Below are 26386 nucleotides of genomic sequence, written 5' to 3' on the forward strand. Positions count from 1 at the left end.
GCAAGGCCCGGGCGGGGCCGGAGCGATCCGGCCCCGCCGACTTTTTCCGGCGTCATGGCGATGCCGCTGGCGAATCGCATCGCTTTCGTTGAAACGGCGGCATTTCGGCGGTGATGGCTGGTCATATCGCAGGTGCCGGTTGTGCGGCCTGCACGACTACAATGGCGGTTTGCCAGCCCCGATGCGACCGCCATGGCCCTGCCTCCCTACGATCTGTTCGATGTCCGTTCCCTGTTGACCGAAGAAGAGCGCGCGGTGCAGGACACCGTGGCGCGCTTCACCGACGAGCGGGTGATCCCGATCATCGGCGACGCCTTCGACCAGGCCCGTTTCCCGAAGGAACTGATCCCCGAGATTGCGGAGATGGGGCTGCTGGGTTCCTCGCTGCCGGAGAAGTACGGCTGCGCGGGGCTTAACGCGGTCAGCTACGGCCTGATCTGCCAGGAACTGGAGCGCGGCGACAGCGGCATCCGCAGCTTCGTAAGCGTGCAGAGTTCGCTGTGCATGTACCCGATCTATGCCTACGGGTCCGAGGAACAGCGCATGCGCTGGTTGCCGGACATGGCGGCGGGCAAGGTCGTCGGCTGCTTCGGCCTGACCGAACCGCACGGTGGTTCCGACCCGGCCAACATGAAGACCCGCGCCGTGCGCGACGGCGACGACTGGCTGATCAATGGGTCCAAGATGTGGATCACCAACGGCAACCTGGCCGACATCGCCATCGTCTGGGCGCAGACCGAGGACGGCATCCAGGGCTTCGTGCTGGAGAAGGGTATGCCGGGCTTCAGCGCCCAGGAAATCAAGCACAAGATGTCGCTGCGCGCCTCGGTCACCAGCGCGCTGTTCTTCGACAACGTGCGCGTGCCGGACGCCAACCGCCTGCCCAACGTGAAGGGCCTGAAGGGCCCGCTGGGCTGCCTGACCCAGGCGCGCTACGGCATCACCTGGGGGCCGATCGGCGCCGCGATCGCCTGCCTGGACGAGGCGCTGAACTACACCAAGGAACGCATCCTGTTCGACCGCCCCGTCGCGGCCACCCAGAGTGCGCAGATCAAGATGGCCGAGATGGCGCGCCGGATCACCCTGGCGCAGTTGCTGGTGGTGCAGCTCGGTCGCCTGAAGGATGCCGGCAGCATGCAGCCGGCGCAGGTCTCGCTGGCGAAGTGGAACAACTGCCGGATGGCGATCGACATCGCCCGCGAATGTCGCGACCTGCTCGGCGGCGCCGGCATCACCACCGAGCACGCCGCGATCCGTCATGCGCTGAACCTGGAATCGGTCATCACCTACGAAGGCACGGAAACCGTGCACCAGCTGGTGATCGGCCGCGAGCTGACCGGCATCAACGCGTTCTGATTTTTGCTCGTCATTCCGGCGAAGGCCGGAATCCGGCTCTTGGAATCTGACTGAAATGCTGGATCCCGGCGTTCGCCGGGATGACGAATCCGGAGATTCTTGCCATGCCGCTCTCCGATATTCGCCTCGAAACCGACCGACTGATCCTGCGTGTGCCATGCGCGGAGGATTTCGACGCGTTCGCCGAGATGCAGGCACACCCGGACGCTGCCCGCTTCATCGGCGGCCATGTGACGCGCGCGGAAGCGTGGCGGCGCTTCCTCTGGCAACCCGGTGCCTGGCTGGTCCAGGGTTTCGGCATGTTCGGCGTGGTCGAGAAATCCAGTGGCCTGTGGATGGGCCAGATCGGGCCGTGGAAGCCGGAAGGCTGGCCGGGCAACGAGATCGGCTACGGTTTCCACCCGCGCGCCTGGGGCAAGGGCTACGCGACCGAGGCGGGCACCGCCGCGATCGACTGGGCCTTCGCCAACCTCGGCTGGGATGACATCATCCATTGCATCGATCCCGGCAACATCGCCTCGCAGAACGTGGCGAAGCGCCTGGGTTCGCTGATGAAGGGACCGGGCAAGCTGCCGCCGCCGTTCCAGGACGTGGTGGTCGATGTCTGGGGCCAGACCCGCGAAGCGTGGTTCGCCCGCCGCAACGGGAGCGCGGCATGATCACCGTCTACGGGTTCTCGCCTTCCGGCAACTGCCACAAGGTGAAGCTGCTGCTGGAGCAACTTGGCCGCCGTCTTGATCGGGATTACCGCTGGATCGAGACCAACAGCGCGATCGGTGAAACGCGCACGCCCGGATACCTGGCGAAGAATCCGAACGGCAAGGTGCCGATGATCGAGCTCGACGACGGCTGCGTGCTGGTCGAGTCGAACGCGATCCTGTGCTGGCTGGCCGATGGCACGTCGTTCCTGCCCGCAGATCCATGGCAGAAGGCACAGGCGCTGAGCTGGCTGTTCTTCGAGCAGTACAGCCATGAGCCGTACATCGCCGTCGCCCGCTTCATCTGCGGCTGGACGCCGGCGGATTCGCCGCGCCGCGCAGGCTTGCCGGTGCTTCGGCAGTGCGGGCATGCGGCGCTTGCTGTCATGGAGCGACACCTCGCCGCGAACCCCTGGTTCACCGGCAGCGACTACGGCATCGCCGATGTCGCGCTCTACGCGTATACCTGCGTCGCACCGCACGGCGGCATCGCCCTCGATGCTTATCCCGCGCTTCGCGACTGGCTGTCGCGCGTGGAAGCCACCCCGGGCTTTCTGCCGCTGCCTGCACCGGAACCCGCCGCGCAGGTGTTGATCGACCAATCGCACTGAACCATCCCTACCCCGACCCTCTCCCGCCAGCGGGCGAGGGGGAGAACCCCATGTTCGCCACCATCCCGAATCCGATCCCCGCACGCATGAAGGGCGTCAACCGCGCCGAGGTTTGCGACGTCAATTTCAGCGAACTGGTGAAAGCGTGGGATGGTCGTCCCGATGCGAAACCCGCGCCGGACGAGGCGATCCTCGACGGCAGCGCATTGGACGCGCGCGGCTTCCGCGAGCTGTTCGAGTCCCAGCTGATCAGCCGGCACCTCGACCTGATGGCGCGCGTGCTGCGCGTGCAGAACAAGGTCTTCTACACGATCGGATCAAGCGGCCACGAAGGCAATGCGATGGTCGCGCGCGCCGCGCGGCATACCGATCCGGCGTTCCTGCACTACCGCAGCGGCGGCTTCATGGCCGAGCGCTTCCGCAAGCTGCCGGGCATGGACCCGATCATGGATTCGGCGCTGAGCTTTGCCGCCAGTGCGGAGGATCCGGCGTCCGGTGGCCGCCACAAGGTCTGGGGTTCGAGGCCGCTGTGGGTATTGCCGCAGACCTCGACGATCGCATCCCACTTGCCGAAGGCCCTGGGCACCGCGGTCGCCATCGAGGCCGCGCGCCGCATCGGCCACCAATTGCCGATTCCCGACGACAGCATCGCGATCTGTTCCTTCGGTGACGCATCCGCCAATCACGCGACCGCGCAGACCGCGTTCAACGCGGCATCGTGGACGGCTTACCAGAAGCTGCCGGCGCCCGTGCTGTACGTGTGCGAGGACAACGGCATCGGCATCTCGGTGAAGACGCCGACCGGCTGGATCGGCGAGAGTTTCCGCAATCGTCCCGACCTGGATTATTTCTTCGCCGACGGCCTCGACCTGGCCAGCGGTTATGCCGATGTGCAACGCGCGGTCGAACATTGCCGCCGCACGCGCCGCCCGACGTTCCTGCACCTGCGCACCACCCGGATCATGGGCCACGCCGGCACCGACTTCGAGATCGAGTGGCGCAGCATCGAGGAACTGTGCGCGGTCGAGGCGGGCGATCCGCTGCTGCGTTCCGCGCAGATCGCGCTGGAATCCGGCCTGATGTCGAAGGACGAGGTCATCGCGCTGTACGAGGACACGCGCAGGAAGTGCTTCGCCGCAGCGGAGGATGCCGACCAGCGCCCGCGCATCGAGACGCTGGAGCACGTGATGCGTCCGCTGGCGCCGTACACGCCGGACAAGGTGATGGCGGAAGCCACGCGCGCACCTGCGCTCGATGCACGCATCAAGGCCTTCGGCAGCGAGGACAAGCTGCCCGAGAAGCAGGTGCCGAAGCACCTTGCCATCCAGATCAACCAGGCCCTGCACGACCTGTTCGCGAAGTACCCGGAGACCCTGCTGTTCGGCGAGGACGTGGCGCAGAAGGGCGGCGTGTACACGGTGACCAAGGGCCTGCACAAGGCCTTCGGCAACAAGCGCGTGTTCAACACCCTGCTCGACGAGACGATGATCCTGGGCATGGCCCAGGGCTTCGCCAACATGGGCATGCTGCCGATCCCGGAGATCCAGTACCTGGCCTACCTGCACAACGCGATCGACCAGATCCGCGGCGAGGCGGCATCGTTGCAGTTCTTCAGCAACGACCAGTTCCGCAACCCGATGGTCGTGCGCATCGCCGGTCTGGGGTACCAGCGCGGCTTCGGCGGCCATTTCCACAACGACAACTCGATGACTGCGTTGCGCGATATCCCCGGGCTCGTCGTGGGTTGCGCCTCGCGTGGCGACGATGCGGCGATGATGCTGCGTACGCTGGCGGCGTTGTCCAAGGTGGACGGCCGGGTCAGCGTGTTCCTGGAGCCGATCGCGCTGTACATGACGAAAGATTTGTACGAGGCGGGCGACGGCCAGTGGCTCACCGAGTATCCCGCGCCGGACCAGGCGCTGGTGCTCGGCGAGGAGCGCGTCTACAACGGCGACGCGACCGATTGCGTGATCTTCAGCTATGGGAACGGCATGCCGATGAGCCTGCGCGCCGCGCGCCGGATCGAGCAGAAGCATGGCTGGAAGGTCCGGGTGATCGACCTGCGCTGGTTGGTCCCGTTGAACGCACCGGCCATTGCACGACATGCGGGCGAGTGCACGCGCATCCTGGTGGTCGATGAAGGTCGCTTCAGCGCCGGCATCGGCGAGGGCGTGATCACCGCGATCACCGAAGCGGGCCATGGCGGCAAGCCGCTCAAGCGCGTGGTCGGCGCGGATACCTACACGCCGCTCGCGGCTGCTGCGTTCCTGGTGATCCCGAAGGACGAGGACATCGTGTCGGCGGCGGACGCACTCACGGCGGGCTAGGGCTTCTTGCGCGACTTGCGCGCCGACAACGGCGGCTTTTCGCGCTTGCTGCCGACCAGCGTTGCCGCGATGTCGCGCGGTTGCACATTTGCCGCTGCGGCATCGTGCGCATGCAGGAGGACCGGGATCGCCTTGCTGGTCGGCGTGCGCGCATCGATGGCGAAGCTGTCCAGCGGCACCAGCGGATTGGTTTCCGGGTAGTACGCCGCCAGGCAGCCGCGCGGGATGTCGTATGCGGCCAGCAGGAAGCCACGCACGATGCGGCGCACGCCGTCGCGGTGCAGGCTTTCGATGTCGACGCGTTCGCCCACCTCGAACCCGAGCACGGCGATATCCTCGGCATTCGCGAACAGCACCCTGCGCTCGCCGTGCACGCCGCGATAGCGATCCTGCAGGCCGTAGATCGTGGTGTTGTACTGGTCGTGCGAACGCACCGTGGTCAGGGTGAACACGCGAGCATCGGGCGGCGCAGGCAGCGGGTCGTCCTCGGCCAGGCGATGCGCGAAGAAATTCGCCTTGCCGGTCGCGGTCTTCCATTGCCGCTGCGCCGCGGTGTTGGTCAGGCGGAAACCGCCCGGCACGCGCACGCGCTGGTTGAAATCGCGGAAGTCCTCGAAGACCCGGGCGATCTGGTCGCGGATGCGATCGTAGTCCTCGACCAGCCAGCGCCACGGGGTGTCGCTGCGCTTGCCCAGCGTGGCCTGCGCCAGCCGCGCGACGATCGCCGGTTCCGACAGCAAGTCCGGCGATGCCGGGTCGTTGATGCCCGCGGAGAGGTGGACCATGCTCATCGAATCCTCGACCGTCACTGCCTGCGGCCCGGCGGCCTGCACGTCGATCTCGGTGCGACCCAGGCAGGGCAGGATCAATGCATGCTTGCCGTGGACCAGGTGGCTGCGGTTGAGCTTGGTCGCCACATGCACGGTCAGCTCGCAATTGTGCAGCGCGGCGTGGGTCGCGTCGGTATCCGGCGTGGCGGTGGCGAAATTGCCGCCCATCGCGAAGAACACCTTGCCGCGGCCATCGCGCATCGCCTCGATCGCGCCGACCACGTCCACGCCGTGTTCGCGCGGCGGCTCAAAGCCGAAGACCTGGCCCAGCCGGTCGAGCAGGGCAGGCGATGGCTTTTCATGGATGCCCATCGTGCGGTCGCCCTGCACGTTGCTGTGCCCGCGCACCGGGCAGATCCCCGCGCCGGGCCGGCCGATGTGGCCGCGCAGCAGCATCAGGTTCACCAGCATCTGGATCGTGGCCACCGACCGCTTGTGCTGGGTGATGCCCATGCCCCAGCAGGCGATCGCGCGTTCGGCGCGCAGGAAGCGCTCGCCGGCATCGCGCAGGCGTGCTTCGGTCAGGCCGGATTCGTGTTCGATCTCGCGCCAGTCGGCGGCTTGCACGCTGGCGAGCAGTGCATCGAAGCCCTCGGTGTGGGTCTCGATGAAGGCTTCATCGAGCAAGGCAGGCTTGCCTTCGGCGTGCGCGCGTGCGCCGCGCTCCAGCACGTGCTTGATGATCCCGGTGACCGCGGCCAGGTCGCCGCCGATGCGCAACTGGTAGTAGTCCGATGCGATCCTGGTCGAGCCGCCGTGGAGCATTTCCAGCGCGTCCTGGGGATCGGCGAAGCGCTCCAGCCCGCGCTCGCGCAAGGGGTTGAACGCCAGCACGCTGGCCCCACGCTTCACCGCGCGGCGCAGTTCGCCGAGCATGCGCGGATGGTTGGTGCCGGGATTCTGCCCGAACACCAGGATCAGGTCGGCTTCCTCGAAATCCTGCAGCGACACGGTGCCCTTGCCGACGCCGATCTGCTGCCCTAGCGCCACGCCGGAGGGTTCGTGGCACATGTTCGAGCAGTCGGGGAAATTGTTGGTGCCGAACTGGCGCACGAATAGCTGATAGAGGAATGCCGCTTCGTTGCTGGTGCGGCCGGAGGTGTAGAAGATCGCTTCATTCGGCGACGCGAGCCCGTTGAGCTTCGACGCGATGAACTTGAACGCCGTGTCCCATGCGATCGTGTCGTAACGATCCGTCTTCGCGTTGTAACGCAGCGGATGGGTCAGCCGGCCCTGGTCTTCCAGCCAGTGGTCGCTGTAGCGGGCGAGGTCGGTGACGCTGTACTGCGCAAAGAAGTCCGGTCCGACCCGGCGCGTGGTGGCCTCGAACGCGACCGCCTTGGCGCCGTTCTCGCAGAACTCGAAGGTCGAGGTGTGTTCGCGATCCGGCCAGGCGCAGCCGGGACAGTCGAAACCGTCCGGCTGGTTGGCCGACAGCAATGTCTTCGCACCGAGAACGGGAATGTCCTGCTGCAGCAGGTGCGCAGTCACCGATTTCAGCGCCGGCCAGCCACCGGCGGGACCGCCGTAGGGCGCGATCTTCGGGGTCTCGCTCATCGCGACGACTCTGCTGAGGTGAGAGCCAGTCGCTCGGGATGCGCATACACCGCGCAATGGCCATCGCGGGCAAAACCGACCAGGCAGAGCCTGGCGGAATCGGCCAGCGCGATCGCCAGCGTGGTCGGCGCGGAAATCGCCGCCAGCAGCGGGATGCCGACCTGCGCGGCTTTCATGGCGAGCTCGTAACTGGCGCGGCTGGTGACGATGGCGAAGCCATCGCCCGCATCGATGCGGGCGGACGCCATCGCACCGATCAGCTTGTCCAGCGCGTTGTGCCGGCCCACGTCCTCGCGCACCAGCAACAAGGTGCCATCGCGATCCGAGAACCCCGCCGCATGGGTCGCACCCGTGGCGGCATTCAGGGGTTGCCGTTGGTGCAGGGCGGCGAGGGCGCGATGCAGGGCCGCTTCCTCGATGCGCAACTCGCTGGCGATGCGTGGTGGCGCGCGCAATACCGATTCGATCGAGGCGCTGCCGCAGACGCCGCAACTGCCGTAACCCGGCAGGTTGCGCTGGCGGTCGGCGAGCACGGCATGGCGCGCGTCCGGAATGCGCATGCGGATGGCGATGCCGTCGACCGATTCATCGATGCCGTCGATCTGCAGTTCGCTGGCCTTGCGGATCAACGCCTCGCTGAGCGAGAAACCAAGGGCGAGGTCGGCCAGCTCGCAGGGCGTGGCCATCAGCACCGCGAATGGCTGGTCGTTGTAGTGCAGGGCGACCGGGACTTCGCAGGCGACCTCGTCTCGGACATGGCGCGCGCCGTGGCCGTCGCGGCGTTGCACGGTGCGCACTGCCGCGCCTTCGGTCGTGTCGGGGTGTCGGATGCGTGCGTTCACCACGGCAGGATAGCGCCGCACTCTCCGCGCGGCATCACGCCTCAGCGGGCGAGGCCATCGAGCAATGGCAGGCGCGTGCAGGGCAGGTTGCCGCTGGCGAACGGGCCATCGCCGGCATCCAGTGGCATCACAGCCAGGCCTTCATCGCCTTCCGCGCAGATCAACTGCCCGATGGGGCGTACGGTCTGCGCGCCGGCGCCAACAGGCCCACCGTCCATCACTTCGTCCAGCTCATGGACGCCATTGCCTTGCAGTCGCACCAACTCGCGTTTCACTTTGCCGAGGAAGTGCGTGCGCGCCACGATTTCCTGGCCGGGGTAGCAGCCTTTCTTCACGCTGAAGGCGCGCAGGCGCTCCAGCGAAAGCTGTTGCGGGGTCCAGGCTTCGGCCTGGTCGGCATGCAGGCGCGGCAGGCCATGGGCGAGGTCATAGGCGCGCCAACGCGAGGCGAGTGCGTCGTTGGCTTCGGCATCGGTCGTGCTGATGCGCAGGCGCCGCTGGCCGTCATCACCGCTCATGTCGAGTTCGATCACGCCGTCGATGTCGGCAGACACGGGGCCCGATGCAGCAACCGCTGGCGCGAAGGCCGCGACGGCATGCAGGTCGGCGCGTGGCGCCAGCTTCAACTTGCTTCTGAACACGAACCGTTGCAGCTGCGTCGCCAATGCCTGCGCATCGGCATCGGGCAGGATCAGCCACAAGGTCTCTGCATCGATGCGAAGCAGGGCAAACAGCGCGATAACGCGCCCTTTCGGCGTCAGCCAGCCGTTCCACTGCCACTGGCCATCGCCCAGCGCGGCCACGTCGTTCATGAATTGCGCCTGCGCGAAGGCCACGGCATCGCGGCCGGCAAGGGCCAGGACAGCGTGCCCGGGCAGGGGGAATTCCTGCGTCGAAGCGGCCTGCGGGTTGTCGGACATGGGGGCGGGACTTAAACTTGCGAAGTTGTGAATGCGTCGATCATAGGCCAATCCACCCCCAGCCCCGAGCCCGTCGAGGTCGTGATTCCGGTTCCGGAACCCGCGCCGCAACTGGCCGGGACGCCTGAGCCCGCCGTTGAAATCGGTGGTCGCGATGGCCCCGAGCCGACCCGCTACGGCGACTGGGAAAAGAACGGCCGTTGCATCGACTTCTGAGACATCGCCACGCGGCGTGAGCCGCCCAGCCCGGAGAGCGCACGCCCATGGCTGCTCCTGATCCGAACGGTCGCACGCGTCCGTTGTCGCCCCATCTGGATGTCTACAAGTGGCAGGTCCAGATGGTCACCTCGATCCTGCATCGCGCCACCGGCATCGCCCTGGTGGCCGGCATGCTGGGGTTGGTCTGGGGCCTGGTCGCGCTGGCCGGTGGCGAAAAATCCTGGGCCGCCTTCGCCACGTGTGCCGGTTCCCTGTTGGGCCAACTGGTGCTGTTCGGCTTCAGCTGGGCGTTGGCCTACCACCTGATCAACGGCGTCCGCCACCTGGTCCAGGACGCCGGCCACGGCTGGTCGATCCCGGAGTTCGTGCGCAGCAGCTGGATCTCGATCATCGGCAGCGTGGTGCTGGTCGTGGTGGTCTGGGCCATCGTCCTCTTCCGCGGAGGTGCGGCATGAGCAGGAACCTGCGCACGCCGCTCAAGCGCGCCATGGGTCTGGGCTCGGCGAAGGACGGCACTGGCCATTTCATGGTCCAGCGGATCACCGCGATCGCGCTGGTGCTGGCCGGCGCATGGCTGATCGGCCTGCTGCTGTCGCTCAACAGCACCGACTATGTCTTCGTCCGCGCGACCGTGCGCGACCCGCTCAATGCGACGGTGCTGGTCGCCTTCCTCATCGCCGCGTGCTGGCACGCCAAGCTGGGCCTGCAGGTGGTGATCGAAGACTACGTGCATGCGCCGCTGCTGGCCGGCATCGCGCATCTCGCCAACATTTTCGCCTGCGCGCTGCTGGCCGTCGCCGGCGTGCTCGCGGTGCTGCGCATCGCGCTGGGAGCCTGACACCGTGCCCGCCTACAAGATCCAGGAACACAGCTTCGACATGATCGTGGTCGGCGCCGGCGGCGCCGGACTGCGCGCCACCTTCGGCCTGGCCCAGAAAGGCCTGCAGACCGCCTGCATCACCAAGGTCTTCCCGACCCGCAGCCATACCGTGGCGGCGCAGGGCGGCATCTCCGCCGCGCTGGGCAACATGGGCGAGGACGACTGGCGCTTCCACTTCTACGACACCATCAAGGGCTCGGACTGGCTGGGCGACCAGGACGCGATCGAGTACATGTGCCGCGAGGCCATTCCCGCGATCATCGAACTCGAACACCAGGGCGTGCCGTTCAGCCGCACCGAGGACGGCCGGATCTACCAGCGTCCGTTCGGTGGCATGACCACGCACTACGGCAAGGGCACCGCGCAGCGCACCTGCGCCGCCGCCGACCGCACCGGCCACGCGATCCTGCACACGCTCTACCAGCAGTCGCTGGCGCACGACGCGCGCTTCTTCATCGAGTACTTCGCGCTCGACCTGATCATGGACCACGACGGCGCCTGCCGTGGCGTGCTCGCGCTGGACATGGCCGAGGGCACCTTGCACCTGTTCCGCGCGCAGGGCGTGGTGCTGGCGACCGGTGGTTACGGCCGTGCGTATTTCAGCGCGACGTCGGCGCATACCTGCACCGGCGACGGCGGCGGCATGGCGTTGCGCGCTGGCCTGGCGATGCAGGACATGGAATTCGTGCAGTTCCACCCGACCGGCATCTACGGCGCCGGCTGCCTGATCACCGAGGGCGTGCGCGGCGAAGGCGGCATCCTGCGCAACAGCAACGGCGAGCGCTTCATGGAGCGCTACGCACCGAACGCGAAGGACCTCGCATCGCGCGACGTGGTCAGCCGCTCGATGACCATCGAGATCCGCGAAGGCCGCGGCGTCGGCGAGCACAAGGACCATATCCACCTGGACCTGACCCACCTCGATCCGAAGGACATCCACGAGAAGCTGCCCGGCATCGCCGAGAGCGCGCGGATCTTCGCCGGCGTCGACGTCGAGAAGCAGCCGATCCCGGTGATCCCGACCGTGCACTACAACATGGGCGGCATCCCGACCAACTACCACGGTGAAGTGGTGCAGCTGAAGAACGGCGATCCGGATGCGGTGGTGCCGGGCCTGTACGCGATCGGCGAAGCGGCGTGCGTGTCCGTGCATGGCGCGAATCGCCTCGGTTCCAACTCGCTGCTCGACCTGGTGGTGTTCGGCCGCGCGGTCGCCAACCGTTGCGCCGAGACGATCAAGCCGGGCGCGGCGCACAAGCCGCTGGCCGCCGACGCCTGCGACAAGGCGCTGGCGAACCTCGACAAGCTGCGCAATGCGCACGGCGGCACGCCGACCGCGGTGATCCGCAACAACATGCAGCGGGCGATGCAGAACGACGCCGCGGTGTTCCGCACCGGCGAAACCCTGGCGAACGGGGTCAAGGCGATCCGCGACATCAATGCCAGCTTCGCCGACGTGAAGGTCAGCGACCGTTCGCTGGTCTGGAACTCGGACCTGATCGAGACGATGGAGCTGCAGAACCTGCTGGGCCAGGCCCTGACCACGATCGTGTCTGCCGAGAACCGCACCGAGTCGCGCGGCGCGCACGCCCGCGAGGACTTCCCGGACCGCGACGACGAAAACTGGCACAAGCACACCGTGTGCTGGGTCGACGATGCCGGCAATACCCGCATCGACTACCGCCCGGTGCACATGTACACGCTCAGCAGCGATGTCGACGTGGTCCCGCCGAAGCCGCGCGTCTACTGACCGGGAGCACACACCATGGCCGAATTCACCCTCCCGAAGAACTCGAAGATCCAGAAGGGCAAGCACTTCCCGGCACCCGCCGGCGCGAAGAAGCCGCGCACCTTCAAGGTCTATCGCTGGAATCCCGACGACGGCTTGAACCCGCGCGTGGATACCTACGATGTCGACCTGGCCGCGTGCGGGCCGATGGTCCTGGACGCGCTGATCAAGATCAAGAACGAGATCGACCCCACGCTGACCTTCCGCCGGTCCTGCCGCGAGGGCATCTGCGGTTCCTGCGCGATGAATATCGACGGGACCAACACGCTTGCCTGCACCAAGGCGATCGAGGATTGCGGCAAGGCGAATGGCGAAGTGCCGATCTATCCGCTGCCGCACATGGACGTGGTCAAGGACCTGGTGCCGGACCTGACCCACTTCTACGCGCAGTACGCATCGATCAAGCCCTGGCTGCGCACGCAGACGCCGGCGCCGTCGGGCCGCGAGCGCCTGCAGTCCAAGGAAGACCGCGCCAAGCTGGACGGCCTGTACGAATGCATCCTCTGCGCCTGCTGCAGCACCAGTTGCCCGAGCTACTGGTGGAACGGCGAGCGCTACCTCGGCCCGGCCGTGTTGTTGCAGGCCTACCGCTGGATCATCGACAGCCGCGACGAAGACACCGGCGCGCGCTTGGACGATCTGGAAGACCCGTTCAAGCTGTATCGCTGCCACACGATCATGAACTGCGCACGCACCTGCCCGAAGGGCCTGAACCCGGCCAAGGCGATCGGCGAGATCAAGCAGCTGATGATGGCGCGCAAGGTCTGAGGAATTTGCTGTCATTCCTGCGCAGGCAGGCAGTGCTCTATTTCGGCGACAGCCGAATATCCAGTGACTTTCTGCACGACAAGAATAGACACTGGATGCCAGCCGTCTCTGGCATGACGGGATTGGATTCGGCATGAGTGACGACGACACCGAGCTCCGCAAACTCCGCTGGCGTTGCCGGCGCGGCATGCGCGAGCTCGACCAGTTGCTCGAGCGCTGGCTGGACCGCGAATGGCGGCAAAGTCCTACCGCGCAGCGCGATGTGTTCCTGCGCCTGCTGGACAGCGAAGACGACAGACTCTGGCGCTGGTTCCTTGGCCATGAGGCCCCGGCCGATGTCGAAATCGCGGCGCTCGTCGATCGCATCCGTTCCTTGCCGCCTTGATTGGCGGCCGTCGCGCCAGCTTGGCGCGGCACTCTGGCTCATCGCCATGCTGGCTCCCTTCTGCGTGCTGGCGTCCGACCTCCCGCGCGGCTGGGCGTGGCCTCTGGCCGTGCTCGCGGGCCTGATCGGCATCCGCGATGCGCGACGCTATCGGAACCAGCCGGCACGCCGATGGGTGATCCCGGCCGGACGTGGTGCACCTACCTCCGATGCCGAGCGCATCGAAGGCCTGCTGGTGCATTGGCGTGGGCCGCTCGCTTTCCTGCGCTGGCGCGATGGCAATGGGCGATCCCGGCGCGTCGTCTTCGCCCAGGACACCCTGCCGGCCGCGTCCCGGCGTGAACTGAAGCTTGCGTTGCAACGCCGCGAGGCTGCCGCCGGAGTGCCATCGATGGCAGGATAGGCGGCCAACGAAAGGGCCTTGAATGTTCAAACCCGTCCCCGTCGCCATCGGCCTGCGCTACCTGCGCGCCAAACGCCGCAACGGCTTCATCTCCTTCATCTCGCTGGCGTCGATCCTCGGCATCGCACTGGGCGTGACCGCATTGATCACCACGCTGGCGGTGATGAGCGGCTTCCAGCGCGAGATCCGCGACCGCATGCTGCAGATGGCCGCGCACACCACGGTCAGCGGTTATGGCGAGCCGCTGAAGGAATGGCAGAGGGCGGTCGACGTCGCGTTGAGGGACGCGCGTGTGGCGGGCGCGGCACCCTACATCGAGAAGGAAGCGCTGATCCTGGGCAGCAACAACCAGCCCGCGATGCTGCGTGGCGTCGAGCCGGCACGGGAAGACACGGTCTCGGTGATCGGCGCCAAGCTGGTGCAAGGCAAGCTGGCCGAACTCACGCCGGGCAGTTTCAGGATCGTGCTCGGGCGTGAGCTGGCCGTATGGCTGGGGGTGGGCGTGGGCGACGATGTGGTCGTGATGCTCGCCGACTATCGCAACACACCGATGGGCGGGATCCAGACGCAGAAACGGTTCGTGGTCAGCGGCATTTTCGAGGCCGGCTACAACGAGTTCGACAAGGGCCTGGCGGTGGTCAACTTGTCCGACCTGCAACGCCTGCTGCGGATGGGCGAGGGCGTCACCGGCGTGCGCCTGAAATTGCACGACATGGACCAGGCTTTCGACGTGGGACGCGAACTCGCGCTCAAGCTCAAGGGGCCGTACCGGGTCAGCGACTGGACCCAGGACAACGCCAACCTGTTCCGCGCGCTGAAGATGGAGAAGACAGTGATGGCGATCCTGCTGTCGCTGATCATCGCCATGGGCGCGTTCAACCTGGTCAGTTCGCAGGTGATGCTGGTCACCGACAAGCAGGCCGACATCGCCATCCTGCGCACGCTGGGCCTCACGCCGAGGCAGGTGATGCAGGTGTTCATGGTGCAGGGCAGCCTGATCGGCATCATCGGCACGATCTCCGGCGTGATCGGCGGCATCCTGCTCACGCTCAACCTGGATCGCATCCTGGGGGGCATCGAAGATGTCTTCGGCGTGCAACTGCTGCCGGAGGACGTCTACTACATCACCGGTCTGCCGACCGATCTGCAAACCAGCGATGTCATCACCATCGCCTGCGTCGCCCTGGCCATGGCCTTCGTCGCCACCCTGTATCCGGCCTGGCGCGCGGCGCGTACCGCACCGGCGGAGGCGCTGCGTTATGAGTGAGCGACTGCGTTTGCGAGGCACTGCCTCGCGCAGGCGCGAACGCACGGCCATGGATGGCCGGGCGAGGCGTTCTGGGTCGATGTCGTCTGGCCATGGATGGCAACGTGGAGTTGATCGATGAGCGACGACGTGATCCGCGCCGAAGGGCTGGGCAAGACCTACGCCGAAGGCAGTCTGCACACGCAGGTGTTCGATGGCCTCGATTTCGCGGTGGCGAAAGGCGAAACCGTCGCCATCCTCGGTGCCTCCGGTGCCGGCAAGAGCACGCTGCTGCACTTGCTGGGCGGACTGGACGTGCCCAGCGCGGGCGAGGTCTTCGTGGCCGGGCAGAGGATGAGCGCGCTGTCCGATGCGGCGCGCGGTCGCCTGCGCAACAAGTCGCTCGGCTTCGTCTACCAGTTCCATCATTTGCTGCCCGAATTCACCGCACTCGAGAACGTGATGATGCCGGTGCTGCTGGCCGGGCAACCGACCGCCGATGCTTCGCGCCGGGCGCAGGCGCTGCTGGAGAATGTCGGTCTTGGCCATCGCCTGCAGCACAAGCCGGGCGAGCTCTCCGGCGGCGAACGCCAGCGCGCCGCGGTGGCGCGTGCGCTGGTCAATGCGCCCGCCTGCGTGCTCGGCGACGAACCGACCGGCAACCTCGACGAGAAGACCGCGGCGCACGTGTTCGCGCAGATGCTCGAACTCAACCACGCGCAGGGCACCAGCCTGGTGCTGGTCACCCACGACCGACGCCTGGCACGTCGCCTCGACCGCGTGCTCGAGTTGCAGCAGGGCAAGCTCAAGACCTTGGCGTCCGACGAGATCTGAACGAGTGGGTCGGGGTTTCCCGACCCGCATTTCGTTGATCGGCTGATCGGGGGCGCTGGGCGCGACGACCATGCTGGGGGCATGGCAATCCTCCACGTCTCGCGCTTGCGATCGCCCGCCCTGACTTGCGCAAGGGCATGGATGGCATGCCGCGTGCCGCTGGCGATTGGCCGCGTCGCGCCATTCGGCCCGATGTCCGCCACGGCATTGCTCGCTGGCGTGACGTGCGGCTTGTTGTTGCCCGGCTTGCCACCAACGGCTTGGCTGATCGCTTTGCTGGTGGCGGGGTTGGCCTTGCTGCTGCGTGGCGATGGCTGGCGGTTGGCCGGCGCGCTGCTGTTCGGGGTCGGATTCGCCGGCTTGCATGCCGATCACGTGCTGCGCGGGCAATTGCCCGCATCGCTGGAACGGCGTGCGCTCGAGATCGAAGGCCGCATCGTCGAGTTGCCGGTGCACGAGCCCCGCCGTACCCGTTTCGAATTCGTGGTGGATGACCACGCGTCGCAACCCGACGCGCTGCGCGGCAAGCGCATCCGCCTGGGCTGGTTCGAGGAGGATCCGCACGGTCGAGCCCGCCTGCAGGCCGGCAGTCGCTGGGGATTCCCGGTCGAACTGCGTGCGCCCACGGGTCTGCGCAATCCCGGCGCCAGCGACGGCGAGAAACACGCGCTGGCATCGCGGATCGCGGCCACCGGCCACGTGATGGAACCGGTGCTGGCGCGCAGGCTGGCAGCGCCTGGCGGGATCGCCGCATGGCGTGAACGCATGAGCGGGCGCATCGCGGCGTCGGTGCCGTCCGCATCGTCGCGCTACGTGCGCGCGCTGGCGCTGGGCGATACCCGCGCCCTCGACGAGACCGACTGGTCGCGGCTGCGGGCGGCGGGACTCACGCATCTCATCGCGATTTCCGGCTTCCATGTCGGGCTGGTCGCCGGTTTCTTCGCGATGCTGGCCGCCGCGGTGTGGTGGTTGTTTCCCGGCCTGTGCCGTTGGCTGCCGCGGCCGTTCGCCGCCGGTTTCGGCGCGATCGCGGGCGCATGCCTGTACGCCGCACTGACCGGGTTCGCGGTGCCAACGTTGCGGACCGCGGTGATGATCGCCGCGCTGGTGGCGGCGCGCTGCCTGCGGCGGCGGCAACGGTTGGCGGACACGCTGTCGCTCGGCTGCATCGTACTGTTGCTGTTGGATCCGTTGGCGGTGCTGGGTGCAGGTTTCTGGCTGAGTTTCGCCGGCGTGGCCTGGCTGCTGTGGTGCCTGCCCGCCGACCAGGGGCCGCGACGCTGGGCGATGCTGCACGGGTTCGTGGCAGCGCAGGCGGTGGCCACGCTCGGCCTGCTGCCCTTGACCGTGCTGCTGTTCGGCCAGGCCTCGTTCGCCGGACCCGTGGCAAATCTTGCTGCGGTGCCCTGGTGGAGCTTGGTGGTGGTGCCGTTGGCCTTGCTCGGCGTGCTGGCCGAAACCCTGCATGCCGGCCTGGGGCAATGGCCCTGGCAAGCGGCCGCGTGGTGCTTCGACCTGCTGTGGCCTGCGCTGGTGCGGATCGCCGACAGTCCCTTGGCGATGGCCTGGCTGCCCGAGCCGCGCTGGCATGCCTGGCCGCTGGCGATGCTCTCGGTGTTCTGGCTGTTGCTGCCGCGTGGCCTGCCGGGCAAGCCGCTGGCCATGCTGTTGTGGCTGCCCTTGTTGTGTCCGCCGCGCGACCTGCCGGCCCATGGCGAAGCCGAATTGACCGTCATCGACGTGGGCCAGGGCCTGTCGGTGTTGGTGCGTACGGCCCGGCACAGCCTGCTCTACGACATGGGGCCGGCCACCATCGATGGCTTCGATGCAGGTGCGCGGGCGGTCGTGCCGGCGCTGCACGGACTGGGCGTGCAGCGCCTCGATGCAGCCATGATCAGTCATGGCGACAACGACCATGCCGGCGGTTGGGGCACGGTATCGCGCGCGTTCCCGGTCGCATCCCTGCTGGCCCCGGAGGGCAGCCCCGTGCCAGGCATCGTGCCGTGCCGGGCGGGCCAGTCATGGCAATGGGATGGCGTGAGGATTCGGGTACTGCATCCGGGCGACGGGTTTCCATACCTGGGCAACGAGGCCAGTTGCGTGCTCCGCGTCGAAACCGCACATGGCAACGCCTTGCTGACCGGCGACATCGGTCACTTCGTGGAGGCGAAACTGCTGCGTGACGATCCCGAATCGGTTCGCAGCGATGTCGTGCTGGTGCCGCACCACGGCAGTGCGGGGTCATCGGGAGAGTCATTGGTGGCGGCCACCGGCGCACGCTTGGCGGTGGTCTCGTCCGGTGCGGGCAATCGTTTCGGCCATCCGAGGAAGGATGTCGTGCAACGCTGGTGCCAGGGCGGTGCCGAGGTCGTCGATACCGCGCGCGCCGGGGCGATCCGCGTCTGGTTGGGCGCGCAAGGTCTGCGGATGCAGGAGCGACGCGCCGCGCATTCGCGGTTATGGGACGCCGCGCGACGGCGCAGCGGGACGGCTGGGCTATGCTACGCGCCGGAGATGCAGCGGCCATGAGGGCCGGAGGATTGACGCGTGCTGGAACTGATCCGCGCCGGTGGCTGGCCGATGATCCCGCTGCTGCTGTTGTCGGGGCTTGCGCTCGGGATCATCGTCGAGCGGTTCTGGAGCCTGCGGCCGTCGCGCGTGTTGCCGCCGGGCCTCGGCGACGAAGTCCGCGCCTGGGTCGCCCGCGGCAAGCCACTGGAGGTCGCGCACATCGATTCGCTGCGTTCGACTTCGCCGCTCGGTGCCTTGCTGGCCGCGGCGCTCGATGTCCGCATGCGCAGCCGCGAGGAAATCCGCGAGCGCGTGGAGGATGTCGGCCGTCACCTGGTGCACCGGATGGAGCGGTTCCTGAACACGCTGGGCACGATTGCCTCGGCGGGCCCGCTGCTGGGCCTGTTCGGCACCGTGGTGGGCATGATCGAGATGTTCCTGGGCATCCTCGACCACGGCATCGGCGACGCCAGCCAGTTGGCCGGCGGCATCGGCAAGGCGCTGGTCTGTACGGCGGCCGGCATGTTGGTGGCGATCCCGGCGCTGGCCTTCCATCGCTATTTCCGCGGCCGCATCGCCGGTTACATCGTCGACATGGAACACGAGGCGATCCGGCTGATGGACGTGCTGGATGCACCTGCGGGATCGCCCGCACCCGCACCCGCACCCGCACCCGCACGCGCCGCCACCCCGAAGAAGCGCTGAGCGCCGCGCATGCGCATCCAGGACCACCGCGCCGACGACGCCCCGGAGATCAACCTGATCCCGCTGATCGACGTGTTGCTGTGCCTGCTGATCTTCTTCGTGGTCACCACGACGTTCGATGCGCGCTCCGTGCTCAAGCTGGAACTGCCGCGCGCGGACGGCCAGCCCGCAGATCCGCAGGCGCGTCCGCTGAGCATCCTGATCAATGCGCAGGGCCGCTATTTCGTCGGCGACCGGGAGGTGCTGCGCACCGACGTCGAATCGCTCAAGCAAAGCCTGCGCGACGTGGCCGGCGACGATCGCGAGCGCACCGTGCTGATCCGCGCCGATGCACGCACCCCGTGGCAGGCGGTGATCACCGCGTATGAGGCGCTGGGCCAGCTCGGCTTCAAGCGGGTCGCCAATGCAACCGCCTCGCAGGCAGGCGGCACGCAGGCAGGAACCGCGACGCAGTGAGTGAACTCGACACGTCGGTGACCTATCGACGCCTGCGCCAGTACGCCAGGCCGTATTGGGGACTGATCGCGATCGGGATCCTGGCGATGGCCCTTGAAGCCGCCGCCAGTGGTGCGACCCTGTGGCTGCTCGGGCCGATCGTCGACGACATCTTCGTCGCCCACGATTTCAGCTACTGGCTGCCGGCGGGTCTGGTCCTGCTGCTGCTGGGGCGCGGCCTGTTCGGACTGGTGTCGGACTACACGATCGCGCGCTCCGGCCGCAACGTCGCCCGCGACCTGCGCATGCAGCTGATGGCGAAATACCTGGAATTGCCGGGCGCGCGTTTCGACAGCGAGCCGGTGCCGTCGATGCTGACCCGCCTGGGCGCGGACAGCGAACAGGTGGCGCAGGCCGCGGTGGATTCGCTGAAGGTGATGATCAGCAACGTGCTGGGCATCGTGGCCACCTTGGTGGTGATGCTGTGGACCAGCTGGCGGGTGTCGCTGGTCCTGCTCCTGCTGGCGCCGGCCATGGCGTGGATGATGGGCAAGGTCGGCAAGCGCTACCGCCGGCTCAACCACGCGATCCAGGAATCCTCCGCGCAGATGCTGCAGACCGCCGACCAGGCCCTGCATGCGCAGCAGGACGTGAAGGCCTACGGCGGGCAACCGGCGGAACTGGCGCGCTATGGCGAGCAGACCCGCGGCAACGTGACGCTCGCCCTGAAGATCGAGGTCACCCGCGGCACCCTGTCGATGTTCGTGCAGGTGTTGGGGGCGATCGGCATGGCGGTGATGCTGGTCGCCGCCGGCTTCGAGGCAGCCCAGGGACGCCTGACCGCCGGCGATTTCATGACCCTGATGACGGCGATGGTCAACCTGGTGCCGTCGCTGCGCCAGCTGACCAACGTGCAGAGCATGCTGCAACGGGGCATCAGTTCCGCCGAGCGGTTGTTCTCGGTGATGGATGCCGCCAGCGAGCGCGACCAGGGTCGCCGCCCGCTGCAACGTGCGCGCGGCCTGCTCGAATTCCGCGACGTCGAGGCCCGCTACGAAGGTCGCGACGGACCGGTGTTGCACGGCATCAGCTTCGTTGCACGTCCGGGCACGGTCACCGCCATCGTCGGCCGCTCCGGCAGCGGCAAGTCGAGTTTGGTGAAGCTGATCCCGCGTTTCTACGAGGCCAGCCACGGCAGCATCCTGCTGGACGGGCATCCGTTGGACGACTACCCGCTGGCCGATTTGCGCCGGCAGATCGCCCTGGTCGGCCAGCAGGTCATGCTGTTCGACGGCAGCGTGGCGGGCAATGTCGCCTACGGCGAATTGCAGGCGCTCGGGCCGGAGCGGATCGAAGCCGCGGTGCGCGATGCCAATGCGCTGGAATTCGTGGCGCGCATGCCCGAAGGACTGGAGAGCGAGATCGGTGCGGGTGGCGGCAAGTTGTCTGGTGGGCAGCGGCAGCGTCTCGCCATCGCCCGTGCCATGCTCAAGGACGCGCCGATCCTGATCCTCGACGAGGCCACCGCCGCGCTCGACAACGCATCGGAAAGGCTGGTGCAGGACGCGCTGGCCAGGCTGATCCCGGATCGCACGACCCTGGTCATCGCGCACCGGCTGTCGACCATCGAACATGCCGACCAGGTGCTGGTGCTGGACGACGGCAGGCTGGTGGAGCAGGGCACGCACACCGAGCTGCTCGCACGCGGCGGCGTCTACGCGCACCTGCACGCGATGCAGTTCCGCGAGGGCGCCGGTTGAGCCGCAAGCGCCTGCCGCAAACCCCGGCGTGGTGGCATGACGGCAGCACGCCACCGCTGCATGCACGCCTGCTCGCCGTGCTCTACGGCAACCTTGCGGCGCTGCGGCGTGGCGCCTACCGTCGCGGTTGGTTGCGCAAGCGCAAGGCCGGTGTGCCGGTCATCGTGGTCGGCAACATCGTCGCCGGCGGTACCGGCAAGACGCCGCTGGTGATCGCCCTGGTCGAGCGCCTCCGCGCGGCGGGCTGGACGCCTGGCATCGCCAGTCGCGGACATGGTCGCGAGGACGAAGCCGCGCCGTCCTGGGTGGAAGCCGGCAGCACCGCGGCGAAGGTCGGTGACGAGCCACTGCTGATCGCGCGCGCCACCGCTGCGAAGGTGCGGGTCGATCGCGATCGCGTCGCTGCCGCGAAGGCGCTGGCCGCCGCCGGTTGCGACATCGTGGTCTGCGATGACGGCCTGCAGCATTACCGGCTTGCGCGCGACATCGAGGTCGAAGTGCAGGACGCGCGCCGCCGCTATGGCAATGGCCGCCTGCTGCCGGCCGGTCCGCTTCGCGAACCGGTGGAACGCGCTGCAGACTGCGACTTCCGCGTGTTCAATCTCGGCGTAGCGAGCGAGACCGACGCAGAGCGCCAAGCGGGCCTCGGCGAATGGCCGATGCGCCTGCAGGTGGGCGTCGCGCAACCCTTGCATGGCGGGCGCGGGCAAGCCCTGTCCACGTTTTCCGGTCAGCGTGCCCATGCGGTGGCCGGCATCGGCGATCCCGAACGCTTCTTCGCGATGCTGCGCGACGCCGGCATCGCGGTGGTGCCGCATGCCTTTCCCGACCACCATGCCTACGTGGCCAGCGATTTCGCCTTCGGCAGCAAGTTGCCGGTGCTGATGACGGTGAAGGACGCGGTGAAATGCGGCGGGCTAGTGGACACGCAGGCCTTCATGGTGCCGGTGGATGCGGTGATGCCCGAGGCATTCTGGGTGGCGTTGCTGGATCGGCTGCCGGCGCGTGAAATGGGGTCAGAGTGAATTTTGCTGCGGCAGCAATCGAAGTAGCCGAACTGTCTCGCCCGCAAAACTTCACTCTGACCCCATTTCACTGCATCCCCCGCACACCAATGACCGGCGATAATCCCCCACCATGACTGCTCCCGACTTCGTCGTCGCCATCCCCGCGCGCTATGCCGCCTCGCGCCTGCCGGGCAAGCCGCTGCGGCTGATCGGCGGCGAGCCGATGGTGCTGCACGTCGCACGTCGCGCGCTGGCCGCGGGTGCGCGCGAGGCCTGGGTCGCCACCGACGATCTCCGCATCGCGGAAGCACTGCAGGGCAGCGGCGTACAGGTGGCGATGACCTCGCCCGATCACGCCTCGGGCACTGACCGCCTGGCCGAGTGCTCGCGCATCGCCGGCTGGGCCGACGACACCATCGTGGTCAACCTGCAGGGCGACGAACCGTTCGCGCCTGCAGACGGCATCGCCTGCGTCGCACGCACGGTGGCCGACAGCGATGCCGGGATCGCGACCCTGGCCACGCCGATCGACGACATCGACACCTTGCTCGATCCGAACGCGGTGAAGGTCGTGCGCGCCGCGAACGGTGACACGCTGATGTTCAGCCGGGCGCCGCTGCCGTGGCCACGCGACGCCTTCGCGAAACAGGCCTCTGAAAAGACGCGCGACGCAATGCCGCCTGGCGGCCACTGGCTGCGCCATATCGGCATCTATGGCTACCGCGCGTCGGCCTTGCGCGCCTTCGCCGCGCTGCCGGCGGGCGTGCTGGAACGGATCGAATCGCTGGAACAGTTGCGCGCGCTGGAGGCTGGCTGGCGGATCGCGGTGACGTTGGCGCCGTCGCCGTTCCCGCCGGGCGTGGACACGCCGGATGACCTGGCGCGCGCGGAACGCCTTTGGCAGGACATGGAGCGGGCGGGACGCAATGGCTAGATCGATCGGAATCCTGATGGTGTGCCTGGGCAATATCTGCCGCTCGCCGATGGCGGAGGGCGTGCTGCGGGCACGGTTGGAACAGGCGGGCCTGGGCGGGATCGCGCATGTCGACTCGGCCGCGACCGGCACGTCGCACATCGGCCATCCGCCGGATGAACGCGCGATCGCCTGCGCGGGGAAACACGGCATCGATATTTCCGCGCAGCGGGCGCGCCGCCTGGAGCTGGAGGATTACGACCAGTTCGACGTGATCCTCTGTGCGGATCGTTCGATCCTCCATGATGCGCGGATCCGCAAGCCGCGCACCTCGCACGGCCAGGTCGAGCTGCTGCTCGAGTGGAGCGGGGTGGGCAAGAAGGATGTGCCGGATCCTTACTACGGCAACGCGCGCGACTTCGAGCAGTCGTTCAGGCTGGTCGATGCCGCGGCGTCGGGCGTGGTGGAGCGCATCCGCCAGGGACGCCTCTGAGCGCAGGCATGGGCGCGCACGGGTGAGCAAGCGCAAGGACAACGACGGGGTGCCCGCGTTCGACGGCAAGGCCGTCGCCGCGGCCTTGCCGCTGGCACCGGGCGTGTATCGCATGTTCAACGCCGAAGGCGGCGTGCTCTACGTCGGCAAGGCGCGCGCACTGCGCAACCGCGTGGGCAGCTATTTCAACGCCACGCCCAAGCCGACCCGGATCATGGCGATGCTGGCGCAGGTGGCGCGCATCGAGGTCACCGTCACCCGCAGCGAGGCCGACGCGCTGCTGCTGGAAAACCAGCTGATCAAGTCGCTGTCGCCGCGCTACAACGTGATGCTGCGCGACGACAAGAGCTACCCGTTCGTGCTGGTGACGAAGGAAGATTGGCCGCGCATCGCCTTCCATCGCGGGCCGCGTTCGATGCCGGGGCGTTACTTCGGCCCGTATCCCAGCGCGGCGTCCGTGCGCGAGACGCTGAACCTCATGCACAAGCTGTTCCGCCTGCGCAGCTGCGAGGACAGCGTGTTCCGCAACCGTTCGCGGCCCTGCCTGCAGCGCCAGATCGGGCGCTGCAGCGCGCCCTGCGTCGGTCTGGTCGATGCCGCCGAATACGCCGACGCCGTTCGCCGCGCCGGGCTGTTCCTGGATGGCCGCAGCGGCGAACTGGGCGACGAATTGACCGCGGCGATGCAGGCCGCCAGCGAAGCGCTGGAGTTCGAGCAGGCCGCGCGCCTGCGCGATCTCATCGCCACCATCCGCAAGTTGCAGGCACGGCAGTACGTGGATGGTCGCAACGCCGACCTCGACGTGCTGGCGGTGGCGATGCAGGGCGCGTCGGCCTGCGTCTTGCTGCTGGCCTTCCGCGACGGGCGCAACCTCGGAACCCGCGCGTTCTTCCCGAAGACCAATGGCGAGGACAGCGCCCCCGAGGTGCTGTCCGCATTCGTGTCGCAGTATTACGCGGAGCAACCGCCGCCCTCCGAGATCGTGCTGGACCGCGACATCCCCGAGCGCGAACTGATCGAGCAGGCACTGGCCGAACATGCCGGCCGCAAGGTCGAACTGCGCCACAGCGTGCGCGGCGAACGCGCGGCGCACCTGGACCTGGTCCGGCGCAATGCGGAACTGGCGCTGGCCACGGAGCTGACCAGCAGCAGCGCACAACAGGCGCGGGTGGAGGCCCTGCGCGAATTGCTCGGCTTGGCCGAAGCGCCGTCGCGGATCGAGTGCTTCGACATCAGCCACACCATGGGCGAGGCGACGGTGGCGTCCTGCGTGGTGTTCGATGCGGCGGGCCCGGTGCGCAACCAGTACCGGCGCTACAACATCGCGGTGGGCGGCGGCAGCGGCATCGAACCCGGCGACGATTACGCGGCCATGCACCAGGCCCTGCAGCGGCGCTTCCGGCCTGCGGCCGAAGGCGAGCCGGACATCGTGTTGCCCGATGTCCTGCTGATCGACGGCGGGACCGGGCAGGTGGCGCAGGCGCAAGCCGTGCTGCAGGACGCTGGCCTGCAGGGGGTGGTCCTCGTCGGCGTGGCCAAGGGCCCGGAACGCAAGGCCGGGGCCGAGACCCTGCTGCTGCCGGATGGCCGCGAGGTGCAGCCGGGCGCGTCGTCACCGGCCCTGCAGCTGGTCCAGCAGGTGCGCGACGAAGCCCACCGCTTCGCCATCACCGGCCATCGCGGCAAGCGCCAGAAGACGCGCAGCAGCAGCCGGCTGGAGGACATCGCGGGGATAGGGCCGCGCCGGCGCGGCGCCTTGTTGCGCCATTTCGGTGGGCTGGTCGGCTTGAAGGCAGCGGCGGTGGACGACATCGCCCGGGTCGAGGGCATCAACCGGCCACTGGCCGAACGCATCTGGGCGAGCCTGCATGGGTTGGAGGCTGGGGCAGGCCAGTGACGGTGCGAAGCAGGGACGCAACGTAGAATCGGCGCATGAAGCTGACCATCCCCACCTGGTTGACCTTGGCGCGGATCGCGTTGATCCCGGTGCTGGTGATCGTCTATTACCTCGATTACCGCTGGACCAATGTCGCCGCCACCGCGATCTTCGTGTTCGCCTCGCTGACCGACTGGCTCGATGGCTGGATCGCGCGGCGCTACAACCAGTACTCGGCGTTCGGCGCGTTCCTGGACCCGGTGGCCGACAAGTTGATGGTGGCAGTCGCGCTGGTCATCACCGTGCAGTACCACCACACCGTCTGGATGGCGTTGTGGGCCAGCGTGATCATCGGCCGCGAGATCGCGGTGTCCGCCCTGCGCGAATGGATGGCGGAGCTGGGCCAGCGCGCCAAGGTCGCCGTGGCCGCGGTGGGCAAGATCAAGACCATCGTGCAGATGGTGGCGCTGGGCTTCCTGCTGTACCGCGAGCCACTGCTGGGGTTCCCCATCTTCCTCATCGGCGAGTGGCTGCTGGCCGCCGCAGCGATCCTCACGCTCTGGTCCGGATTCGAGTACGCGCGCGCCGCGTGGCCCGCGTTGCGCGCGGAAGAAGCGAAAGGTGTTGACAGTCGGAATTGAGGCCCTAAAATGACGGGCTCAACGCGGGAATAGCTCAGTTGGTAGAGCACGACCTTGCCAAGGTCGGGGTCGAGGGTTCGAGTCCCTTTTCCCGCTCCAAGTTTCTAGATGAAGCCCCGTACGCGGGGCTTCGTTGTTTCAGGCGATGTGCCGGTAAGATGCGGGTGCATCGTGGTTTGCGTCATCCGGCCGGGTGGCAGAGTGGTTATGCAGCGGACTGCAAATCCGCGTACGCCGGTTCAATTCCGACCTCGGCCTCCAACTAGACCTACCGGGTCACCCCGGAAAGTCCCTAGAACCCCGCTACGGCGGGGTTTTTTGTTATGGTGATGTCACTCGGCTTCCTACCGGGTACCGTCAAATCACCCAATTTTGGCGGT

25 protein-coding genes and 2 tRNA genes are annotated in these 26386 nt (G+C 67.6%); 24 read left to right on the top strand and 3 right to left on the bottom strand.

Going from position 1 to position 26386, the window contains the following annotated elements; all coding sequences use genetic code 11:
* The first annotated feature begins 192 nt into the window (after window positions 1–192).
* The 4 genes from ACE3T8_RS09800 (at window position 193) to ACE3T8_RS09815 (ending at window position 4992) form a co-directional block, all read left to right on the top strand.
* A complete protein-coding gene (locus ACE3T8_RS09800) occupies window positions 193–1356 on the top strand; it encodes an acyl-CoA dehydrogenase family protein (protein ID WP_374608905.1) in 1164 nt (387 codons plus the stop codon).
* Between the two features lie 104 nt (window positions 1357–1460).
* Window positions 1461–2015 (top strand): GNAT family N-acetyltransferase, encoded by a 555-nt coding sequence (locus ACE3T8_RS09805; RefSeq protein WP_374608907.1) that lies wholly within the window; start codon window positions 1461–1463, stop codon window positions 2013–2015.
* Window positions 2012–2665 (top strand): glutathione S-transferase family protein, encoded by a 654-nt coding sequence (locus ACE3T8_RS09810; RefSeq protein WP_374608908.1) that lies wholly within the window; start codon window positions 2012–2014, stop codon window positions 2663–2665. The genes ACE3T8_RS09805 and ACE3T8_RS09810 overlap by 4 nt, the downstream gene beginning before the upstream one ends.
* A gap of 50 nt (window positions 2666–2715) precedes the next feature.
* Window positions 2716–4992 (top strand): thiamine pyrophosphate-dependent enzyme, encoded by a 2277-nt coding sequence (locus ACE3T8_RS09815; protein ID WP_374608910.1) that lies wholly within the window; start codon window positions 2716–2718, stop codon window positions 4990–4992.
* Here ACE3T8_RS09815 and ACE3T8_RS09820 read toward each other — a convergent pair.
* From ACE3T8_RS09820 to ACE3T8_RS09830, 3 genes are read right to left on the bottom strand one after another with little or no spacing between them, the layout of a single operon-like run.
* The gene (locus ACE3T8_RS09820) at window positions 4989–7379 is read right to left on the bottom strand and encodes an FdhF/YdeP family oxidoreductase (protein WP_374608912.1); all 2391 of its coding nucleotides are present in this window, start codon (window positions 7377–7379) and stop codon (window positions 4989–4991) included. The genes ACE3T8_RS09815 and ACE3T8_RS09820 overlap by 4 nt on opposite strands.
* A complete protein-coding gene (gene fdhD / locus ACE3T8_RS09825; protein ID WP_374608914.1) occupies window positions 7376–8221 on the bottom strand; it encodes a formate dehydrogenase accessory sulfurtransferase FdhD in 846 nt (281 codons plus the stop codon). The genes ACE3T8_RS09820 and fdhD overlap by 4 nt, the downstream gene beginning before the upstream one ends.
* Before the next feature lie 41 nt (window positions 8222–8262).
* Window positions 8263–9141, bottom strand: coding sequence for a folate-binding protein YgfZ (locus ACE3T8_RS09830; protein ID WP_374608916.1), 879 nt, complete (start codon window positions 9139–9141; stop codon window positions 8263–8265).
* A 27-nt stretch (window positions 9142–9168) separates the two neighbouring features.
* Between ACE3T8_RS09830 and ACE3T8_RS09835 the strand changes: the two genes are divergently transcribed.
* From ACE3T8_RS09835 to ACE3T8_RS09930, 20 genes are all read left to right on the top strand, one after another.
* On the top strand, window positions 9169–9357 hold the full coding sequence (locus ACE3T8_RS09835; protein WP_374608918.1) for a DUF1674 domain-containing protein: 189 nt from the start codon (window positions 9169–9171) through the stop codon (window positions 9355–9357).
* Window positions 9358–9404: 47 nt separating this feature from the next.
* Entirely contained in the window at window positions 9405–9815 is a 411-nt protein-coding gene (gene sdhC / locus ACE3T8_RS09840; RefSeq protein ID WP_374608920.1) for a succinate dehydrogenase, cytochrome b556 subunit, read from the top strand.
* Window positions 9812–10198 carry a succinate dehydrogenase, hydrophobic membrane anchor protein gene (gene sdhD / locus ACE3T8_RS09845; RefSeq protein WP_374608922.1) on the top strand — a complete coding sequence of 129 codons (387 nt, stop codon included), beginning with the start codon at window positions 9812–9814 and terminating at the stop codon, window positions 10196–10198. Before sdhC ends, sdhD begins: the two co-directional genes overlap by 4 nt.
* A gap of 4 nt (window positions 10199–10202) precedes the next feature.
* Entirely contained in the window at window positions 10203–11990 is a 1788-nt protein-coding gene (gene sdhA / locus ACE3T8_RS09850) for a succinate dehydrogenase flavoprotein subunit (protein WP_374608924.1), read from the top strand.
* A 15-nt stretch (window positions 11991–12005) separates the two neighbouring features.
* Complete coding sequence (locus ACE3T8_RS09855) at window positions 12006–12797, top strand: succinate dehydrogenase iron-sulfur subunit (RefSeq protein WP_374608926.1); 792 nt, start codon at window positions 12006–12008, stop codon at window positions 12795–12797.
* 133 nt (window positions 12798–12930) lie between these two features.
* On the top strand, window positions 12931–13182 hold the full coding sequence (locus ACE3T8_RS09860; protein WP_374608928.1) for a succinate dehydrogenase assembly factor 2: 252 nt from the start codon (window positions 12931–12933) through the stop codon (window positions 13180–13182).
* A gap of 46 nt (window positions 13183–13228) precedes the next feature.
* Entirely contained in the window at window positions 13229–13585 is a 357-nt protein-coding gene (locus ACE3T8_RS09865; protein WP_374608930.1) for a hypothetical protein, read from the top strand.
* A 22-nt stretch (window positions 13586–13607) separates the two neighbouring features.
* Window positions 13608–14852, top strand: coding sequence for a lipoprotein-releasing ABC transporter permease subunit (locus ACE3T8_RS09870; protein ID WP_374608932.1), 1245 nt, complete (start codon window positions 13608–13610; stop codon window positions 14850–14852).
* 117 nt (window positions 14853–14969) lie between these two features.
* Window positions 14970–15665: a lipoprotein-releasing ABC transporter ATP-binding protein LolD gene (lolD, locus tag ACE3T8_RS09875; RefSeq protein WP_374608934.1), complete on the top strand. Its 696-nt coding sequence runs from the start codon at window positions 14970–14972 to the stop codon at window positions 15663–15665.
* A 153-nt stretch (window positions 15666–15818) separates the two neighbouring features.
* Window positions 15819–18194 carry a DNA internalization-related competence protein ComEC/Rec2 gene (locus ACE3T8_RS09880; protein ID WP_374608936.1) on the top strand — a complete coding sequence of 792 codons (2376 nt, stop codon included), beginning with the start codon at window positions 15819–15821 and terminating at the stop codon, window positions 18192–18194.
* 18 nt (window positions 18195–18212) lie between these two features.
* Entirely contained in the window at window positions 18213–18881 is a 669-nt protein-coding gene (locus tag ACE3T8_RS09885; RefSeq protein ID WP_374608938.1) for a MotA/TolQ/ExbB proton channel family protein, read from the top strand.
* A 9-nt stretch (window positions 18882–18890) separates the two neighbouring features.
* Complete coding sequence (locus ACE3T8_RS09890; RefSeq protein ID WP_374608940.1) at window positions 18891–19337, top strand: ExbD/TolR family protein; 447 nt, start codon at window positions 18891–18893, stop codon at window positions 19335–19337.
* Window positions 19334–21076 (top strand): lipid A export permease/ATP-binding protein MsbA, encoded by a 1743-nt coding sequence (msbA, locus tag ACE3T8_RS09895; RefSeq protein WP_374608942.1) that lies wholly within the window; start codon window positions 19334–19336, stop codon window positions 21074–21076. Before ACE3T8_RS09890 ends, msbA begins: the two co-directional genes overlap by 4 nt.
* On the top strand, window positions 21073–22101 hold the full coding sequence (gene lpxK / locus ACE3T8_RS09900; RefSeq protein ID WP_374608944.1) for a tetraacyldisaccharide 4'-kinase: 1029 nt from the start codon (window positions 21073–21075) through the stop codon (window positions 22099–22101). The genes msbA and lpxK overlap by 4 nt, the downstream gene beginning before the upstream one ends.
* A gap of 112 nt (window positions 22102–22213) precedes the next feature.
* A complete protein-coding gene (gene kdsB, locus ACE3T8_RS09905) occupies window positions 22214–23017 on the top strand; it encodes a 3-deoxy-manno-octulosonate cytidylyltransferase (protein ID WP_374608946.1) in 804 nt (267 codons plus the stop codon).
* Between the two features lie 4 nt (window positions 23018–23021).
* Window positions 23022–23489 (top strand): low molecular weight protein-tyrosine-phosphatase, encoded by a 468-nt coding sequence (locus ACE3T8_RS09910; protein ID WP_374608972.1) that lies wholly within the window; start codon window positions 23022–23024, stop codon window positions 23487–23489.
* A 22-nt stretch (window positions 23490–23511) separates the two neighbouring features.
* A complete protein-coding gene (gene uvrC / locus ACE3T8_RS09915) occupies window positions 23512–25386 on the top strand; it encodes an excinuclease ABC subunit UvrC (RefSeq protein WP_374608948.1) in 1875 nt (624 codons plus the stop codon).
* 35 nt (window positions 25387–25421) lie between these two features.
* Window positions 25422–26006: a CDP-diacylglycerol--glycerol-3-phosphate 3-phosphatidyltransferase gene (gene pgsA / locus ACE3T8_RS09920; RefSeq protein WP_374608950.1), complete on the top strand. Its 585-nt coding sequence runs from the start codon at window positions 25422–25424 to the stop codon at window positions 26004–26006.
* A gap of 23 nt (window positions 26007–26029) precedes the next feature.
* Window positions 26030–26105: transfer RNA gene (locus ACE3T8_RS09925), tRNA-Gly, on the top strand.
* Window positions 26106–26193: 88 nt separating this feature from the next.
* Window positions 26194–26267 (top strand) — tRNA-Cys (locus ACE3T8_RS09930).
* Window positions 26268–26386: the final 119 nt, after the last annotated feature.

This window comes from Thermomonas sp. (assembly GCF_041919455.1).
GTDB lineage: Bacteria > Pseudomonadota > Gammaproteobacteria > Xanthomonadales > Xanthomonadaceae > Thermomonas.